General features: G+C 54.2%; 12 protein-coding genes, 1 pseudogene and 1 CRISPR repeat array (1 of these 14 running past the window's edge). Of the genes and pseudogenes, 2 read left to right on the top strand and 11 right to left on the bottom strand.

From position 1 onward, the window contains the following. A CRISPR array of direct repeats spans nucleotides 1-1,757; the repeat unit is 30 nt; unit sequence GCTTCAATCCCTCACAGGTTCGTCTGAAAC; it reaches 771 nt to the left of the window's first position. Between the two features lie 119 nt (nucleotides 1,758-1,876). The 8 genes from cas2 to HSR6_RS06245 all read right to left on the bottom strand — a co-directional run bounded on the left by cas2 (nucleotide 1,877) and on the right by HSR6_RS06245 (nucleotide 11,470). Beyond that, nucleotides 1,877-2,137: a CRISPR-associated endonuclease Cas2 gene (gene cas2, locus HSR6_RS06280; protein ID WP_071933132.1), complete on the bottom strand. Its 261-nt coding sequence runs from the start codon at nucleotides 2,135-2,137 to the stop codon at nucleotides 1,877-1,879. 1 nt (nucleotide 2,138) lies between these two features. After that, entirely contained in the window at nucleotides 2,139-3,134 is a 996-nt protein-coding gene (gene cas1b, locus HSR6_RS06275; protein WP_071933131.1) for a type I-B CRISPR-associated endonuclease Cas1b, read from the bottom strand. Nucleotide 3,135: 1 nt separating this feature from the next. Beyond that, complete coding sequence (gene cas4, locus HSR6_RS06270; protein WP_199399083.1) at nucleotides 3,136-3,603, bottom strand: CRISPR-associated protein Cas4; 468 nt, start codon at nucleotides 3,601-3,603, stop codon at nucleotides 3,136-3,138. A 183-nt stretch (nucleotides 3,604-3,786) separates the two neighbouring features. Further along, nucleotides 3,787-6,624 carry a CRISPR-associated endonuclease Cas3'' gene (locus HSR6_RS06265; protein WP_071933129.1) on the bottom strand — a complete coding sequence of 946 codons (2,838 nt, stop codon included), beginning with the start codon at nucleotides 6,622-6,624 and terminating at the stop codon, nucleotides 3,787-3,789. Between the two features lie 9 nt (nucleotides 6,625-6,633). Then, the gene (gene cas5b, locus HSR6_RS06260) at nucleotides 6,634-7,434 is read right to left on the bottom strand and encodes a type I-B CRISPR-associated protein Cas5b (RefSeq protein ID WP_071933128.1); all 801 of its coding nucleotides are present in this window, start codon (nucleotides 7,432-7,434) and stop codon (nucleotides 6,634-6,636) included. Nucleotides 7,435-7,455: 21 nt separating this feature from the next. Beyond that, nucleotides 7,456-8,481: a type I-B CRISPR-associated protein Cas7/Csh2 gene (gene cas7b / locus HSR6_RS06255; RefSeq protein ID WP_071933127.1), complete on the bottom strand. Its 1,026-nt coding sequence runs from the start codon at nucleotides 8,479-8,481 to the stop codon at nucleotides 7,456-7,458. 23 nt (nucleotides 8,482-8,504) lie between these two features. Then, nucleotides 8,505-10,652, bottom strand: coding sequence for a type I-B CRISPR-associated protein Cas8b/Csh1 (gene cas8b, locus HSR6_RS06250; protein ID WP_233488530.1), 2,148 nt, complete (start codon nucleotides 10,650-10,652; stop codon nucleotides 8,505-8,507). Next, nucleotides 10,649-11,470: a CRISPR-associated endoribonuclease Cas6 gene (locus HSR6_RS06245; RefSeq protein ID WP_071933640.1), complete on the bottom strand. Its 822-nt coding sequence runs from the start codon at nucleotides 11,468-11,470 to the stop codon at nucleotides 10,649-10,651. Before HSR6_RS06245 ends, cas8b begins: the two co-directional genes overlap by 4 nt. Before the next feature lie 243 nt (nucleotides 11,471-11,713). Here HSR6_RS06245 and HSR6_RS06240 point away from each other — a divergent pair. After that, nucleotides 11,714-13,608 (top strand): annotated as a pseudogene (locus HSR6_RS06240) (3'-5' exonuclease). A gap of 86 nt (nucleotides 13,609-13,694) precedes the next feature. Here HSR6_RS06240 and HSR6_RS06235 read toward each other — a convergent pair. After that, nucleotides 13,695-14,201 carry a hypothetical protein gene (locus HSR6_RS06235; RefSeq protein ID WP_071933125.1) on the bottom strand — a complete coding sequence of 169 codons (507 nt, stop codon included), beginning with the start codon at nucleotides 14,199-14,201 and terminating at the stop codon, nucleotides 13,695-13,697. A 287-nt stretch (nucleotides 14,202-14,488) separates the two neighbouring features. Next, nucleotides 14,489-16,648: a HEAT repeat domain-containing protein gene (locus HSR6_RS06230; RefSeq protein ID WP_199399056.1), complete on the bottom strand. Its 2,160-nt coding sequence runs from the start codon at nucleotides 16,646-16,648 to the stop codon at nucleotides 14,489-14,491. A gap of 311 nt (nucleotides 16,649-16,959) precedes the next feature. On the opposite strand from HSR6_RS06230, the gene HSR6_RS06225 reads away from it, so the two are divergent. Next, nucleotides 16,960-17,304 carry a hypothetical protein gene (locus HSR6_RS06225; RefSeq protein WP_071933123.1) on the top strand — a complete coding sequence of 115 codons (345 nt, stop codon included), beginning with the start codon at nucleotides 16,960-16,962 and terminating at the stop codon, nucleotides 17,302-17,304. A 131-nt stretch (nucleotides 17,305-17,435) separates the two neighbouring features. On the opposite strand, the gene HSR6_RS06220 is transcribed toward HSR6_RS06225, so the two are convergent. Further along, on the bottom strand, nucleotides 17,436-18,617 hold the full coding sequence (locus HSR6_RS06220) for a PD-(D/E)XK nuclease family protein (protein WP_071933122.1): 1,182 nt from the start codon (nucleotides 18,615-18,617) through the stop codon (nucleotides 17,436-17,438). Nucleotides 18,618-18,783 lie beyond the last annotated feature (166 nt).

Genomic DNA, 18,783 nt, shown 5'->3' with positions numbered 1-18,783 from the left:
CGCTTGCATGAGTCTGCTTCAATCCCTCACAGGTTCGTCTGAAACCGATCACCGAGAGGTAATCGTTCATCCGTCCGAGCGCTTCAATCCCTCACAGGTTCGTCTGAAACTCGGCGGAGATCCCCGGGAGCCAGGGGTGCATCTTGCTTCAATCCCTCACAGGTTCGTCTGAAACCCGATCAAGCTCGAAGGTCACGATGCCGTTTTGCTCGCTTCAATCCCTCACAGGTTCGTCTGAAACCCGATCAAGCTCGAAGGTCACGATGCCGTTTTGCTCGCTTCAATCCCTCACAGGTTCGTCTGAAACTCGGGGAACTCGGGGTTGGCAACCGTGATTTCGAGATTGCTTCAATCCCTCACAGGTTCGTCTGAAACCTGGATTCTTCGGCCCGTCTTCGAGCGCGGAAAGCTTCAATCCCTCACAGGTTCGTCTGAAACTCCTCCACTCTGTTATGAGTGCTATGCAGAGGAAGTGCTTCAATCCCTCACAGGTTCGTCTGAAACTGGCCTTCATCGCGTCTCCGCGAAGCAGGTCCTCGGGTGCTTCAATCCCTCACAGGTTCGTCTGAAACGCAACGGCTTCTGGAGGGTTCTCGCGGTCGCCTTTGCTTCAATCCCTCACAGGTTCGTCTGAAACATGTGCTACGCAAGACCTTTCAGCCCGGGCGTCGAAGGCTTCAATCCCTCACAGGTTCGTCTGAAACGCTCATAGGTAATAACCGGATTCACGTTTTCCCGTGCGCTTCAATCCCTCACAGGTTCGTCTGAAACTTTCGGTTGTGATGTCGTCAAACTTGGCTTCTTGCTGCTTCAATCCCTCACAGGTTCGTCTGAAACTCGTTGTTCGTCCAGGTAATGGTAATTTCTCGATCCGCTTCAATCCCTCACAGGTTCGTCTGAAACGCGGACCGAAGCTCCCTCGATGTGCTTGATCACCTGCGAGCTTCAATCCCTCACAGGTTCGTCTGAAACACTGGTCTAACCGCCAGTCCTGCAAGTCGCTGGGTTTGCTTCAATCCCTCACAGGTTCGTCTGAAACACGAGGGCGAGGTCTAATCATGATCGAGGTGAGCGAGCTTCAATCCCTCACAGGTTCGTCTGAAACCGGCATCGACCGGCACGCTTGCAGCCCTCGCCGGCGTGCTTCAATCCCTCACAGGTTCGTCTGAAACTATCGAGATAACCTCTCTTATCTGGGCCCATGCCAGCTTCAATCCCTCACAGGTTCGTCTGAAACGCACAGCCACCAATGTCCCAGACTTTGCATCCCTCGCTTCAATCCCTCACAGGTTCGTCTGAAACCAGTTGACCATCGACGGCGCGGCAACCGACCTGGCGCTTCAATCCCTCACAGGTTCGTCTGAAACGGGGTCGTACACTACGCCGCGGTCCCCCACCGTGCTTCAATCCCTCACAGGTTCGTCTGAAACCCGGCAATACTGCGCTGTCCGACAGTCCGACAATAGCTTCAATCCCTCACAGGTTCGTCTGAAACCGCGCAGCGCCGCCAGGAACCGCTCACAGGCGACGCTTCAATCCCTCACAGGTTCGTCTGAAACTGCAATTCCTGTTGGAACTCCTCGGTCAGTTGGGCCTGCTTCAATCCCTCACAGGTTCGTCTGAAACGTCCTCGCTCGCGCGTGCGTCCGCATCGAGGAACGCGCTTCAATCCCTCACAGGTTCGTCTGAAACTCAATGTGGTCAGCCATCTCCATGTCGAGGCGTTCGCTTCAATCCCTCACAGGTTCGTCTGAAACCCACCCGGATATGGCCCGTATAGAGCGTGTATTTGGGCTATGTAGGAAAATATTTCCATCGACCCGCAATTCCCGCTCTTCCCCAGGGGGTCGATGGAAACGTTTTACACCAACGGATATTAGGTGAATCGACTGCCGGGTTCGTCACTCGAGCCGAAGAGGGAATAATCAAAATGTGCGGGGTTCGTGGATTCGAACACCACTATCGCGTCATCCGGTGTGAGCTTGTTCTTGATTTCGTTTTTCATCTCCGTGACCTGCCCCTCTGTGAGTTCGCCGAAGAATACCGATTGCTGGAGGTGCTCGAGCCGGCGGCGAAGCAGCTTTCGATAGACGTGTGTTCGGTCTGCGGGGACATCGTAGACGACGATCACGTGCATCTTACCACCACCGTTCTGTTGCGTGATATGGTTCGCCGGTCAGCACGTGCTTTTTCAAACTGTACACATCGGTCTGAACGAGCGTCTTGAAACTCACCTTCCTATTCAGTCGGGGGTGCTCGATAGTTTCGTCGAGTGTCTTTTCGTACGCCTCCAGAACTGTCATTCGGCCGCTCTCGGTCAGTAAACTGCCCTTGAGTTCGTCTTCGAAATCGCTGATAGAGAGTTGCTGGCGGTTCACCAATCTGAAGAGTACCCTATCGGCCAGTATCGGTTTGAAAATATCGGCGATGTCCAGCGATAGTGTGAAGCGTCGCTCACCCGGTTCGTGAACGAACCCGACCGTGGGATCGAGTGCGGTCTTCCGAATGGCAGACACACTTGTCGTATACACCATGCTATTCAGGAAGGAAATCGCTGCGTTCGCCTCGTTAGATGGAGGATTATACTCTCGTTTCTGAAGAGTGAACGGATCGCGGAGAATGTCGTCGAAACACGCATAGTACGCTTTCCTTGCGTTTCCCTCGACAGCCCGAAGATCGTCAATGGAGGCTGTCGATGCTACGGTCTGTTTCAACTCCTCGAGTTCATTGACGGCCGACGAAAAATTTCCTCGTCGACCATCGTAATACCGCAGGTTCGCACGCATATTGTGGATGCTGGCCTCGATGATTTTGTGGCCAATCTGTAATCGACGTTCGAGATTATCATAGGCACGTACCTGTTCAACGATCGTGTTCCCCGACACCTGACCTCGCTTCGGCAAGTATGACCCGCGATAGTAGTCCTTCCAGCCGAAGACGTGCAGTGGAACGTTGTGTTCGTTCAGAAGGCCAAGGCTACGAGTGTTGAAGTCGATTTGACCATGAAGATACAGTGAGTCGACCGATTCGACTGGGAGGTATTCGGTATCCCCATCGAGCGTATCGATACGTAGCGTACCTTCGTTCCGCGACAGTTCTCCGTCGGCGAAGATGTGATGGTTGGGTTTTGGCATGTTACATCCAACAGAGGTCCTGATAGAGACAGGATTCACAGTACGGCTTCTTTTCCAACTGGGGCGGTTCGTCTTGAGAAACTACGCCGAGAATGCCAGCTACTGTCGACTCGACGCGCTCCGTAGTTTCGCTGGTCAATTCGACGGACTCTCGTTTTCGTTCTGTGGGATACGCCAGAACACCATCTTTTTCGATCCCATATATTTCTTGGAGGAACCACAGATAGAACAGTAACTGCATCCGAGCAGGCGTTTCCAACGTGGACGACACCTTAACCTCCATTACGTCACCGGAGTCGAGTACGTCGAGTTGGATTCGATTACCAATCATGAATGATTGGCGAGAATCACTGTAGCTGGTCTTGTCGACGTGAGTCCCTCGCTGGATGTTGGTCGTTTGCCGGTCGATATCGATTCCCCGTGACATGAACCAGAGTTCCCGTCTGCAAACGTGGTAGTATTGAACCATGAGGCCGGTAATCCGAACGGTTGGTTCCCTCTCTGGATGTCGCTCGTCTCGAACGTACTCTGCGACCGATCTAGGTGTCGCCATTGGAGACAATCCCTCGATACGAAGTAATTGGGTCACTTATCATCCGAATAAGGATTCGCAGGGCGGCACTTTATGGTTCCCCGGCCAGAGCCACCCTGATCATAACGTGAATCGGTCGGAGACGGAGCCAGCCGTTGGTGCTAGACCGCCCCCGGCAAAGTCGTATTCTAGATCGTTTCGTCCAAGAAATTGGAAGACTTGAACGCCGTCGCTTCCCCGTTCACGTCTGTCAAGTCGCGTCAATCGTGGGGACTCCTCAATAGCGGACTTGGGGAGTGAGACGCGAAGTCCAGAGGCGTATGTGAGTCGATCGTACCCATTCGGGTCGTCTTTGGCGAGCAAATCCGAGATTGCCTCGATCTCGGCAACGTCTGCATCTGTAACGGCAACCAGAACGTCAAAAGTTTGAACGCCACCAATTAGCGACTCTTCGCTGAGGTCCCTAGCCTTTGCCTCGTCGATTTCCGTTCGAAGAGCAGTGCTCCACAGTGACTTTTCTGTGAGCCGGTCGAAGTAGTCCGTTACTGCGTGCTTCGAGAGCGCAACATCTGCCGCGTCGTGGTGGTCTGGCACGTCGGAAAGTACGTCTGAGATGATCCGAAGATGGTCGGGAATGCCAGAGTCGGTGGCTCCCTTCTCGTATACGTAATAGGCCGGTGGTTTCGACGATGGCTCCTGGGGAGTTTCTTCGTCGGGATCCGCGAGTAGCCAGACGATCACTCGACCTCCATTCTCACCCCACTCGTAGGATCTGTTACAGCGGCCTGCTGCCTGGACGATGCAGTCGAGTGGTGCGAGGTCTCGAAAGACAGTTTCGAAACTGAGATCGACACCCGCCTCAATGGCCTGGGTGGAAATGAGTACAAATGGTGTGTCGCTCGTCGAGAGTCGATTTGCGATCGCTATCAGGACCTCCCTGTCGATGGGACGGTATCGTGAATTCAGCGTCAGGAGATGGGTTTGCGTGGACGAGTCTGCCTCGTTGATTTGAGCTAAACCGTTCTTGGGACGGCGTGCGTGCTCATCCGGGTTTGATCGTGCCGCCCGAGACAAGACTCTCTCAACAACTGTCTCTGTAGAGGGTGGGTCGATCGCAGAGATATTTTCCTCTTGGAAAACTGCATCGATGGTATTACCGAGATGGACGACACCTGGCCGATCTGCAAGAACCTCTGTGAGCGTTCGTGAACTCCGAATGGTGTTACAAATCGCCAGTGTCGATCCATCGGCTCCAGTTGCATCGAGAATCCGATCGGCGGCTGTATCATACCCAACGTGGGATTCCTCGATGCCAAGCTGGCGGCTCAGCGCAGTCTCATCGATCGAATATCGGACCCGTTCTGCTTGGTTGAAATACGTTTCCTGCAGGGAGGGCTCAAGTGTTGTCTCGTAGGTATCCTCACCGCTGCACAATTCACAACCTTCCTGAGTGTGGTTGAGACCATCACCCAGCAGGGATGTCGTATCGAGGTTCCTTACGAGACTGGGCTGGGTTGCGGTCATCGCGATGATGTGTGCTGAGAATTCCCCAGTCAGAACGTCCAGAAGTCTCTCAATGCCGTCCCACCAATCTTTGGGGAGCGCCTGTGGTTCGTCAAGAATGACGATGCTCGAGCGCAGCGAGGATAGTTTCAGCCCCTGTCTGTTTGTCGGCCCTGCAAGACTTTCGAATAGCTGGACAAAGGTCGTGAGTATTGTCCCGTCACGCCAGGCCTCTCCGAGGAACTCTGCGGTGCCATCGTCTGTAGCGACCGTATCCGCATCGTCGTATTCGTCGTGGTGAACGACCGTCTCGCTGAGGTAGTGGTGGACCGTCAAAGCCGACTTTTGGGGATTAGCGCCCCACAGATCTGGGTCTTCGAAGATTGCACGCGTTTGCTCGATGATACTCGTGTATGGAAGTGCGTAGACGATTGGCCTCGGCGACTCAGAGTTACTTTGCTTGGAGAGAATGTCTCGAAGCTCGAAGGCCGCTGACAACCCGGTAAATGTCTTGCCCAATCCTGTGGGGAGTGTGAGGGTTGCGATACGTGAGCTCGAATTTGTTGCCCATTCGTGGACTCCGCGGATGGTTTGTCGACGAGCGCGTTCACGCTCCGTATTCAAATGCGCCTCAAGTTCGTTTTCTGGCTCGCGTTTCTGGATATTCGCTATGTAGTTCTCGATTGCATCACGGTCCAGCGTCTCCAGGTCGAACACCCACTCAGGGGGGATATCCATTGCATGGCTCTTGTCGGCAAGTGTGATCGCTGACCAGAACCGAAGGGTACGGTCGTATACCTTCCGAGGGAGGGCATTTGAATCCGGCGTGGTCCCTCCTAAAGTTGCTCGTGCACTCACATCCCGCAATTCCGAGGAAACAGTATCTGAACTGGCCCATAAATAGAACGAGTCCCAGTCGGGATCCGATAATGGGGTCTGTTCGAAGAGTTTCGCTGCGGCTCGCGGCCACGTCTCATCGATTCTTGAAAGCTGGACGTTGATAACGCCGTCTTGCCTCTCGAAAGCCTCTGCTAGTGTCTCAGCGGTGTACTGAGCAGCATTGGGGAGTGCCTGATGGTGCCGTGCCACTGCTAACGTCCCCGCAAGTCGGTCTCGATCTGGCGCACCAAGCTTTCCCAGCACGTACCAGGTCGCTAGCGCACCGAGACGGGCGTGAGCTGTCTCTTCTTTCGGACAGCTATGGTCCTCTTTTGGGCGTACGTAGGCTTGAAATTGGGGGGTCGCCTTTCCAAAGTCGTGTAGAGCAGCCGCCGCTCGGAGATACTCCACAGCATCGCTGTTCTCGCCAAACAAGGAAACCGCCCGATCCGAAACGACGCGATTGTGAGCTGTAAGTCGAAGATCCCCGTTGCCGGTCAGCTGGTCAGCTGCATACGTGTTTGTCGCTTCGTCCCGAGTCGGATGTGAAATGAGTGGGGTTTGCAAGGTACTCATAATCAAGTATCAACGGAACACGACCGTTCGAGATCCGACTTCAACCGGAACTAACTCTGTATTGGCATTGATTCGGACTGTGTTATCCGCCTTCTGTGTGTACACGTAGTCGTCGAACCGAGTCGTCTTTCGTCCACCTCCGGACTTTTCCATCACGGCGGGAGACCGCTCCACGCCGTAGGTAACACCACCCTGAGGAACAGCGTCGGCTAGTGAGCCTGGAACGACGGAATCGACATCGATGAGGTTATTCGCTTCAACACGGACCGGTGTTTGGTTCAGTTGCACGTCCTTGATTGTCGCCAGGTACTCGGACTTGCCCAGGCTGGGTGGATAGATGGCGGTTCCCGCATTCAGATGATCCCGGAGGTCGTCATAGAATGCTTCATCTTCGAGGGCGACGTCAATTCGGTAGGCTGGGTCGGCGAGCACTTCGTATCCGTGGAGCTGCCGAGCTTCGGTCGTATCCTGATAGGTTAGTGTGTATTCACTGTAGTGATTCCCTGCTGTTTTTGCAACGCTTTGGCCTGGGTCTGTTCCCACTCCAACTGTCGGGATGTTCACCGTTCGAAGGTCTGAGACTGGCGTGATTGCGATAGCAGCGTTGTCGGCTCCAAAAACGTCGTAGTATGAGTCTCTGTCAGCACCGACGATGGCTGCCAACATACCGGCGACCGTGGTCCGGGGAGGGATTCGGTAGGTTTGCTTGGTTACGCTTCGGCCGACCCGCTTGAAGTGGCCCCAGGTAGACTGGACGGTAAACGACAGACAGTGATCTGGAACACCGTCCTCGGCAATCTGTGGTGACATCTTCTGACTCACGTCTTGCGGTTAGGCTGCCAAATCTCGTTCTTCGATGACGTCGATCCGGTGGACGGTGTGCCCCTCGTCATCAAGGTAGTCGAGGAATTCCTCACCCGACAGTGACTCACCATCCACCTTGAGGGTAAGCCGATCGTCCCCAACCCCGTGGATCGTTTTGATGCGGTCACTCGCGTTTTCGAGCGCATCGACTAGGTCTGAAGCGTCAACGACGACGTCATTAACCGACCGGAGGGTGTCGGAACCCTCGTCGCTGAGATCAAGCATCTCGTGGAGGCCGCCCACGTGGTAGTTCCCCTCCTTGTATTCGACACGGAGGTACAGCCGCGGCTCTTGACCGAGCTTAGATCGAGAGGTTGTCTGGTTTTTCAGCGCTCGCCAACAAAGTGTGTCGAGTCGTTCGACGTCCTCTTGTGAGAGGTTAGTCGATTTAGCTCCGTTGTTGTCAACTAATCCCCAGAAGGGGTAGATTCCGTATTTGATGCGCTTGTCGTCGAGGTCGAAGCCACCTTGACGATTCTCCTCACCCGTGGAGATGACGCTCGTGAGTGAGTCGTACTCCTCGTTCTCTTCGACTTCGTTCAGGGATTTCGCAGGGAGGAACTGAACTGGGCCCTGGTAGTGATTCGGCAGGACGTCGTTCAAACCTTCTCTGAAAGCTTCGTCTTCCTCGACGTCACTGGCTTCAAAGCTGAGTGTCGCTCCGAAGTAGCGGACGTCCGTTGCAGCCTCAAGAAAGTCCGATCCGAGATCTTCTACCTCCTCAATCTCGTCAGCGTCGCCAACCATATCGAGGATGTCTTTAATCAGCGTGGTGCGGGTCTTGGATTCTCCATCGACTGTCTTCACGTAGATGTCGTAGCCATCGTCCAGCAACTGGTCGCGAAGGTACCGTTTGAGGCGGACGTCGGTGATAATTCCTTGGCCAGTGTCTGGGTCACGTCGTGGTCGATTGTCCCCGATCGGGTTGCCGTTGGGGTTGCAGTCCTGTGCGTCGTATACGAACAACAGTTCGGAGCGGTTGGGATTCGTCATTGGTGTGGATTGGTTTTGTGGACTCAGTTGGTAGTACTCTCCGCCGCAGCGGTCTCTGTGGAGTCGGTTCTATCCTCAGCGCGGAGCTGATACGCAACGGGCATCGACCGCCGCCCGTGGGCGTGGCCCAGTACGTAACAGAATTGGAGCTCAGACTTGTCAATGTCCCAGCCTGTTGGCATCGAATCTGTTTCCTCCAGTAACCGGTCGACGGTCTCCGGAAAGAGCAAGTCTCGGTGATAACTCTTCTCGGAATCCTGTGCGTAGACTTTGGCTTTTTCTAGCGCTGCAGTCAGAGCGTTCTCCAGACCATTTTTCGTGAGTTGGTCGCCCTTTGTACCAGAGTCGAGCGGACGGCCGACATCCCGGATATTGTCCTGATGCCAGCTTATCTGGCCGACGAGAACGCCTGCCAGGGTGGCTGCTTTCCGTGTCGGTTCGTCAAACAGCGGGCGGTTGAGGAATGACTCAAGCCGCTGTTCGCGTATCGTCGCGATATCGCTTGTGTCAATTGTCTCGGTTGTCATTGTAGTCTTTGTCAGTTCGATTGGCGTGTCGATGCCGGTGAGTAATCCTGCACGTGAGAGTGTTTCCAGGTGAACGAGTTGTTGGGCGACAATTTGCTGAGGTGGCGGGTCGCCATCCTCCGATTCGTCGCCGTACCTCTGGAGATATTCCTTGAATAGTGTTCTCGCCTCCACCGGCGTTCCCGAGAGAAGCCGATGGTCAACGATACGACGGAAGTCGTCTCCTTCTTCGTCACGGTAGCCAAACACCGCGTCAGTGAATTGATGGTTCGTAACGAGGGCATACGCTCGCCAGCGAGCACTCTTTTTGTCCGGCGAGTCCCAGCTCAGCAAAGGCCAATTGTCGACAGGAGTGAATCCACCGGTTGCTGGATCTAGCGTGGGCCCTTCGACCGTCTCTCGAAGTGCATCTGCGAGCTTGTTTGGCCAATACACGGAAGCTGCTGGCTCTTCAGCGATGATATTCTTGTCATCGCTGATCGGCATAGTAACCGTATAGAACCGCAGCTCCTGCTCAGCCAATTTCCGTTTTTCCGGGTCATCGTTTACGAGGAGATTGTACGTGACCTGTGCCATCGGCGGGTCAGTCGATTCCCCGATTTGACGATCTGGATCGACCGAATCGATCGCGAGGTGCAGGGCGTCCGCCTTCATGCCGGTCATTTTGCCTGCAAAGTATGGAAGAGCGTACGTTTCCATTCCTCCATTTCGGTAGACACAACGGTCAATAAGATTCCGAGCCTTCGCAAACAGCATTGCTACGTCATCGCTGATCGGATAATTTCTCCAGGACTCTTCTTTGCGCAATCCTGGCTGTGCATCAGGGTGCTTCACAGAAAATACCTCCAGGGGACTTTCAGGTGTTCCGACTACGCGATCGTTATTCCCTGAGACATACCCTTTCCCGTATCCGACAGACGGGGGTCCAGACTTGATGTTCTTATCCGAAGCGTTTGCGGTCGCGTACCGCTCCATGGCCTCGGTCAGTACATTAATTTCTCCGGGCCACAACCACTGTTTTTCGACACCATCCTCAGAATCTAAATTCGAGGCGTCAGCTTGAATCCGGACTGTTAGTACAGTTGGAATAGATTCATCGGCAGGTAGTAACTCTTCGATTGAATTAGCGACTTCCTCTAATGAGTCACTCTTCTTCCCTAAAACAGATTGAATTTTTTCGAGAATCCAAGTATCTGGGTGCTCTCCTTCATCGATGAATTTCTGTATTGAGTCCTGTGTTGCCCAACCAGCGAGCTTCCCCAATGTACCATATCTCGTGTCTACTATCGTGTCAACTTTATTACCGTCGGCTGAACCAGTCTGGGTAATACTATATTTCGATCCTTGGCCGGATGTTTTGTGGGCGTACGCCAATTTTTCAACGTGTTCTTCTCGAACGGTATCTTGTTTGACATCCACAACCTCCGCCCCATCTTCTGATATATCTAGGAATACCGTGATCAACCGGCCTTCGCCAATATACGGTGTTAATTCGCTTGGGGTTTTATACAGTTTGCCGTCACTTTCTGCGACAGCCATCACACCATAGAGTGTCATGACATCTTCCAGGCTCGCTGGGGGACGATCATGCCAGTACTCGTCCAGGGCGTCCTGGAAGTCCTCTGGAGTAGGCCTGTCACTCATGTTGAGTTCACCCGTGGTGGGTTCTGTTCACGAAGGTTGAGGAAGCCAAATCCATGTTCGCGGCGTTGGCCGATTCCAGCGTCAAGAGCCAGGTTCAGATGGTACCGATGGGTTTCATCGCGTACTCGATAGCCTAGCCGCCACTTGGAGAGGATAACCGTTCGGTCGACTGCTGTGGCTGGCTGAAACTTGATTGAGTAAGTGACGTCATCCTTTATCGGCTCGAATTCTGTGAACAGGGGGTCTTCGACTTCCATTGGACCAGGGTAATAGTCGTCGCCGAACTGTTCGTGTGTCTGCTGGAGGGAGCGTTTGATCGCCGCTTGAAGTGGCTCCATCCCGTGCTTCGGTCGCCAGTACATCTTGGTCTCTGACACTCCCTCCTCGATTTCCGATGTATCGAGACCGTGTTCTTCGGCCAGTTGCCGGCCGATCGCACAAAACACGCCTGTCCCAGTGTCCATGAGACCAGTTGACCCCGCTTCACCAACCTGTGGAGCGTGGCCTGTGATGTCCGCAATTTTGAATCGCATCTGACCCACCTCGAACGCTCGATTTCGCCCGAAGTGATCAATTAGATCATCCAGCACCTCACGTCGGGGGGATGCTATCCGGATGTATCTCCGATCACCTTTGACAATTTCCCCCCACGGAAAGATATTCGAGAAAGCGAATCCGACACCGTGGCTCGTGTTATGCAACTTAGTGTACTTTTCTTTGTGCTCCAAAGCCCGCCAGATGCGACCTCGTATCTTATGGTGGGCTGAAGAATCGTACGCAGCATCCGCGAGAGCGTCCAGAGCTAGCTCTATTCGCATGAACTGTATCACCGGAATAGTTGCATCATTTGTCGCCTCATCCGATTATCGAATTGGTACCAAATGAAACTATCGTCAGTATTTCTCAAACACACTAGATAACTTGGAACTTTGGGAGTATAGAGGGCACTGTTCAGATAAACTTGTTCTCGAATCAGCGTCTCCGTACAATGCCCACGAGCCAGCAGAACACTGTTGGATTTGTTTGTGTGACACTAGTTATATCATTTTCACACCGACAATCTGGATGCTGTCTACCCCGCAGTCACCGACTACGACCTTGGACCCGACTTCCCGCTCGCAAGCGCGCTCAACCGCCGTCTGGATCACCCACATTTTGGCACGTTCGCCACAACCCCACGACGCCTGGCCGCAGGCCGACGCGAACACGCGAGGACCGAACCGCCTTTCTGGAGGTGATCGACCGGACAAATCATGACTGGTGAGATGTCGCCCACACGATCGGGAACGTTCTACAGTGCTGGGATCACCAGGGTTCCCTCGACGCAATTTCCGAGTACGATGCGTACGTCGACGCGACGACTCGCGACATCGTCGAGGTGATGGGTTCACTCGACACGACCTACCGTCGCCTCACCGAGTACGCCCTCGAGGGCGAGGACGGCCAACCTCGACCGCCCACCCATGGCGATATTGCCGTGTTCACGCGCACGCGAGACTACGGCCGGGAGTTGCTCGGCGTCGCCGAGGAGTACGACATCCCGATGGCCTACGACGGCGGCATCGAGCTCTATCGAACGGATCCGGCCAAACTCCTGCTTGCCTGGCTGCGCATTCTCGATACTGATGCTGACCGGGGCTGGGCGGTCGTCCTCGAACAGGCCGGCTATACCCTCGACGAGATCGACCACATACTTGCGACTGACCAGTATCCCGAGGCCCTGCAGGAGTTCCACACTGCCCTCGAAGGGTTAGACGCTATCGGCGCAGTCGCCCGCCAAGTGTTCGACCGATACGGCATTAGTGGTGAGACCGCCGACGGCCTGCTCCACACTCTCCAGTCACTCTACGAGACGACGACGGTCACGCCGGGCGACGTGATCCAACTCATCGAGGCCGGGATCGACACCGGAAGCACCGTCGAGGTACACACGAACGCCGGCGAGGATTCGGTGACTGTGCAGACCATTCACGCCGCGAAGGGCCTGGAGTATCCGATCGTCATCATGGCGAACATGAACGACGGCAGCTTCCCGCCTCGGACCCGGAATCAGGCGGTCATCCAGTATCAGGAGCCCGTCGGGCTTCGCCAGCGCAAACTCTACGCCACCGAGGACGGCGTGCCACACATCTATGACAACTGGCGGTACGACGTCATCAGACAGTGTCTCGGCCGGGATCTGGACGAAGAGCGCCGCCTTCTGTATGTGGGAATCACCCGTGCAGAGAGCCACCTCGTCGTTGCCGGTGGCGCGGAGCCAAACACGTTTCTCGACGAATTACCAGTCGCCGTCGAGGCCATCGAGCCGAGTGTCGAGGCCGGTCGCGGTCGGGCCCTCGTCGAGGCGGAGTTGCCGTTCACCGTGCCGGTCCCCGAGGGGCCGATCGGCGAGACACCACATTCACTCATGGACGAGTCGGTATTCGAGGCCGACAGCGAGAGCGATGGCGAGCCAGCGGCCTCGACGGGTGGGGTAGACTTCGGCCAGCGGCTCCACGCGTTCGCCGAGGCCTACGCACTCGGTGAAGGGGTTTCCCCGTCCGATCCGCACCAGGAGCGGGTCGCCGCGTTCCTCGACGGCCTCGACGGCGAGCTTCACGCCGAGCAGCCCGCGACCCTGCCCATCGAGGTCGATGGCAAGCGGGTCAGCATCTCGGGCGTGATCGACCTCGTCCACGAGACTGCCGACCAGGTCGAGATCATCGACTACAAAACCGACCGTACGCGACGGGCAGAGAGCGAGTATCGCACCCAGCTCAGTGTCTACCACCACGTCCTCGACGAGTGGTTCCCCGAAAAGGCGGTCACCGCCAGCATTCTCTACACACAGAGTGGCAAGCGAGTCCAAGTCGAGCCTCTCGGCCTCGACGAGTTGCGAGAGGTCGTTCCGGGCACGCGAGTCATAGCAGGCCCTCGAGGCAAGACACCACGGACCCTCAGGGCCCCGAGGTCATAGTAGATCAAGGGGGGTTCTGTGTGGCCGGCTCTGTGGAAATCTCCAGTAATTGATAGCAATTCCGTGCTAAATACAAGGCGCGTATCTCACTTGGTAGGATACTCCCAGACAAAAAGCGGTATAGAGAAATCAAAATACTGCTCTAACACTGCCTGAACATCGTTCTCAGTTCTTCCAAGAGTAGGGAAATTGACGTACGAAGGGATCAACAGTACACCCGCATCAGCGGTTCGGCCCATCGAGAACACGTTCGAATCGCGGTGAGCCATCTCCATTTTCATCAGATGCCAGTTCGCACGCATCTGTTCACCGCTCTCGTGTTCGACTACAACACCTTCTTTGTACGCATCAAAGCTCGCTCGACGAGAGACTACGTCGTAATCTGTGGTCGTCTCAAATTTCACCCCGATCTCCTGCTCCCATCCCAGAGGATTAAGTAGTTCACGCCGGTCACTCAGATTCTGATTACCTCCGCCATGGGTGATATACGATTCTGCAATTGCTGGTAACTCTTCTTTCAAACCTTTACTCTCTACAATTTCTCTCCCCCCGCTGAACGACCACGTATCATGGTTCCGGATCTCGGGCCTCATTGAGCGAAGAGACCTTTCACAGCCCCTTAGAAATTGAGGTCAAAATACCCCCTCTCGACGACGGGATTCAGGGTCTCGATTTGCAGTCTGTTTTCGTTATCATCAAAATAGGAGCAACCAATAAATGGTGAATACAACGCGCGAATGCAGCACAGTCTCATCAAACTATCAGCAATTGAGGGGTTCAACAGAGCCTAAAGACTCTAACCCTTGCTGATGCGTTCGCTATAAAGTTCTCAAAACCCTCGTTCAATTCGGTACGGCTTCAGACTCAATCGATATCTGTCTCATCTTAGGCGTGAGATCGCCCATGCCGCTCGGTCTCGCACTGTCTCATCTAAATCGTTCTCTGCCACTTCTTCAAGCGTCTCGATAGGCACGCTCACGTTCGCATTCCCGATAAGCGAGCACACGTTCGCCCGGACTTCCGGACTCGGATCCTGCAACGCAGCCTCTATCTGGTCCTGCTGGGCTCGAATCGCAGCAGGATCCGCTTCACCTGCCCGCTGGAGCGCAATCGACGCGTTCACACGCGCCTGAATATTGTTATCCTCCAACCGCGCGGCAATCCGATCAGCGTACTCGATCACCACTGCCGGGTGTGCCTGTGCGAGGTCACCGAGCAACCCGACCGCATTATTCCGAACGCGTTTCGCGTCGGCGTCCAGTACCGTCACTAGCTCGTCCACGATAGGTTCCGCAGCGTCCGGGTAGTTCGACGCAATCTTCCCGAGCGCCGCTAACGCGTTCGTCTGCGTCGTCTCATTCTCACTCTGCATTACCTCAATCAAGGCAGCAATCGCGGAGAACGCCTCTTCAGGATACGCTTCTGCGACGCAGGAGAGTGCGTACACCGCGTAACTCTGTGTCGCCTCCGTCTCCGCGGTCGCCGCTGCTTCCAAGGCGGGAACTGCGTCGAGAACGCTCGCCGGGTCAGCTTCCGCCAACTCCATCAAGCCGTGCGTCGCGGCTGCCTGGCACATCGAGTCCTGACTCGCGTAGACCGCCAGGTCTCCAACGTGCTCTTTCAGCACCGCTGGCTCATCAGTTGCAGCATCATGAAGTGCTTGGAGCGCCGCTCGGTCAAGCGCGGACGGCTCGTCAGCCAGCAACGCGAACGTCGCATCGACAGCGAACCTTCGAGTGCCGTCCCGATGTTTCACCGTGATCATCGCAAGGCGGAGCGCTTCACGACGATCCACGCTTGTCGCGTCCGCCACCACATCAGTCAGCATCTTCCGGAGTAGTTCCTCATCCACCGACGCAACGTCATCTTCGAGTTGCTTTCGCACCGCTGCGAACGCAGCCCCCGCGAGTGGGTCAGCGAGACTCTCGTACGGGACAGGATGCAACGCTTCAATCTCGGGGAGGCGAACGGAGAATCGCTCTTCGTTCTCGACAGTCTCGAACCAGAACGCTGGTGGACCCTTCAACGGCGTCATCGACGGGCGGTCCGGTTCGAAATGCGTGACGAGATGTGTCTTCTGGTCGTCGTCCGTCTGGTGTGTGAGCTCGAACACGTACCCCTCATTCAGGATGGTCTCGACCGTGGTTTCGGATTCAACCCCCCCCGTCAGCGCTTCATTTGAAAGCCAAATCCCAGAGTCGTGGGCCGGTTCACGGATATCAGGTAGCGAACGCAACCCGGGAGCAACGAGATCCGCCCACCATCGGCGCCGGAATTCATATTCGAAACCCTTAGATCTGGCCTGCGCACCGTGGATTCCGAGCGGGTAATTTTTCTCGGGTTCCAACGCTTCCAGGATATCATCACGGGAGGCACCACAGTGTTCAAGGATATGCCGTCGTGCAGCGGCAATGGCGATTACACGGTCCTGCCGTGGTGCTTCAAGGGAAAAATCGACGTCCTTTAGAGCGAGCAGGTCCCCATCAACCTCAAGCTGGCTACTGCGCAAGTCCCGGCTGAGTTGCTCACTTAATCCCTCTTGATCAAATCCATCTTCGATCTGTGAGAGTGACATCTGGCTACTATCTTCAGTCCGGAACTCGGTATTACCTAATCGAATACCTCGTGGGATTGCTTCAATCAGTATCTCTTCTCTCCAGGCGGTAATCATCGCTTCTTGTATTGTGAGAGATTCTCCGTCGTCAGAAACCAGTTCTTTGTCTGGATCGAGGCCGCCTTGCCCTGGGTCATAGAGAAGTGCATCAGCCCCGACGATATCATAGATCCCACGCTCCTTCGCAAGGGCGTTCCAGCGACCCTCAATCGTTCTCTTGTCTTGTTCGTTCAGCTCCGCAATCAGATCTTGAATTGACGCATTGGTGATTTCTTCGTTTAGCAATCCTGTTTCTTTCAGCGCTTCGATATCAGGATTGGCGACCAGCTTTCGAACACGATTAGTTATTTGCAGTGCTCGGTCTCGGGCCACTCCGTACTCCTGCTCCATTTTCTTCGCCATCTCACTAGCCCAGTCACCTCCCATAGAAGGAGCAAGTAGCCCGGCAACTATCATTATGGTGGGTGTTTCGTGGTTACTGTCGCCTCAATACATCTGTGATTTGACTCATTCAGGCGACGAAACTCTGAGATTATGCTGGATTGATGGTCTAAGTTCAGCAGGCCGTTTTCGTTACTATCCGAGCAAGTACAATCAACCGCTGCTGAATAGAACGCGCATATCTTGCATACGGAGAAGATGGCGGGCAATGTATTGGTGAATTTTTCTGTTCAATGGACTCATCTGAGGTTCTCCGCAGCCGAATCGTTAAACGGCCTTCTCTACAAGAGAATTTTATGACAGACAAGATTGGGGAAACACTCACGGAACTCAGCCAAGGGGAGGTGATTACGATTATCGTGGCGGCTGATCGATACAGAGGAGAAGTGATCGAAATCAATCGCCAGAAGTGCAATCTCAACTCCGGGGTTATGGAAGATGGCTACATCGGCGTGAATATGAAAGCTGATGAAGAAACGATTGAGCGGCATGAACTCCCGACTGACTATTTGTTGGTGAGTGCGACAGAAGACGTTCCTCGATCTTGGAAAGACCCCAGGGTTTCGGTGTACAACCCCACCGAAGGCGAAACTGCTGATGGTCTTGGAACAGTTGCGGAGATTAGGTTCGGTTCAGACTGAACTCTACGATTGAGCCTGTGTAGGGCAGGATAGACAAAGGACGATACTGGGCTAGTTTAACTCTGAACTGTTAGTTACGGCCGACAAACTGGCTGTAGCGAGAATCTAGCAAACGATAACTGAAAAATCCCTTAGTCTGCGCTGTTCTGATACTTAGCTACGATTTCGTCAATATAGGGCTCAACCATCGCTCGAAGTTCGTTGAGATTCTGAATAGCATGATGAATAGAGTCCACTGGCTGGTCCACATCCAACGGAACTGATTTGGTGAGATAGGCATAGCTACCATCAACAAATTCCCAGTCAGCGTTTCTTAGTGCATCGCGTTCTGCTTCATCCAGTTTTTCATTAAACTCCTTCCGTATCTCCTGTTTTCCTGTATTTTCGATATCGAGGCGGAGGCGAATTTCTGGATGATCGCGGTTGAGATGGACATGGGGTTCATATTCGATTCGCACACTACCAGCCACGTTGCCCCAGTCATTTTTGGCGAAGTTGATGTATCGCTTCGGACTGTTGTTAACGACCCACCCCTCTCGGGGGCTCTCTAACTCGTCCAGAAATACCGTCTGAAGGTGATTGAAGATCTTGGCTCTATCATCTTCGTAGGCCTCAATGAGGCGATTGATTGTGTCGGCGTAATCAGTGTATAGTTTCGTTTCTTCCGAGATAGTGGTGAACTCGTCCATGTTGAGTGTCTGCTTTATCGTGTCGAGGTAATCCGCAAGCTGCGCGTGACTTTTCGACGGATATTGGCCATAACTCGTCCTCAGGACCTCTTCAAGATAGGGGATGAGGTATTCCCATGACACATCGACGAACTTCTCGGATGTCGATGAGCCTGCGCTTCTAGGAGCAAGGTACACATACTCACTCGCTCCTTCGTGTTGGTTCACCACGAGCTCGCCAAGCTTGGGTGCTTGGGCATATCGTCTTGTTTGGGTCCCTGTTTCAGCCGCAGCGACTTTCAACTCGATAACGACGTACCACGCATCCTTACTCCATAGGAAGATATCAAACGGCCCATCGCCCGTTGGGACCTGTGATTGAACCTCGACCTGTTCGAGCTCATGCCGTAGAGGTGGAAGCGATGTCCCTTCGTGTTCAGAGAGGGCCTGCAAGAAGGCCGCCAATACATCTGCATTGAACCCATGGGGATTGCTCGGATTGAGAAAGTAGACCAAAAGGTCTTCCCAGTATCGTTCGCGTTTGGCTTCCCCGAGAATATCTAATGTCGTTGCTGGTGGTCGGTCAACATCGGCAAGCAACTCCTCAATTTCTTGGAGATGTGCTTCCGATGTAGTCTCAGTCACAATTCAGTAGAATCATATAACACATAAAGAACTGGGGGTGCATGTAGAGAATAACTGTATTAGTTCAACCCAAACTGTTGTGTTCTACCATGATTGCTGTACTTCTTACAGAATGGAGATGTAGTACAGTTGGAATGGCCGCTTCACTCCTGCGGGACTGAAATAT

It is taken from the genome of Halodesulfurarchaeum formicicum (assembly GCF_001886955.1).
GTDB lineage: Archaea > Halobacteriota > Halobacteria > Halobacteriales > Halobacteriaceae > Halodesulfurarchaeum > Halodesulfurarchaeum formicicum.
Note: the sequence above shows the minus strand (reverse complement) of the source record. Positions and strands in the feature narration are given on the sequence as shown.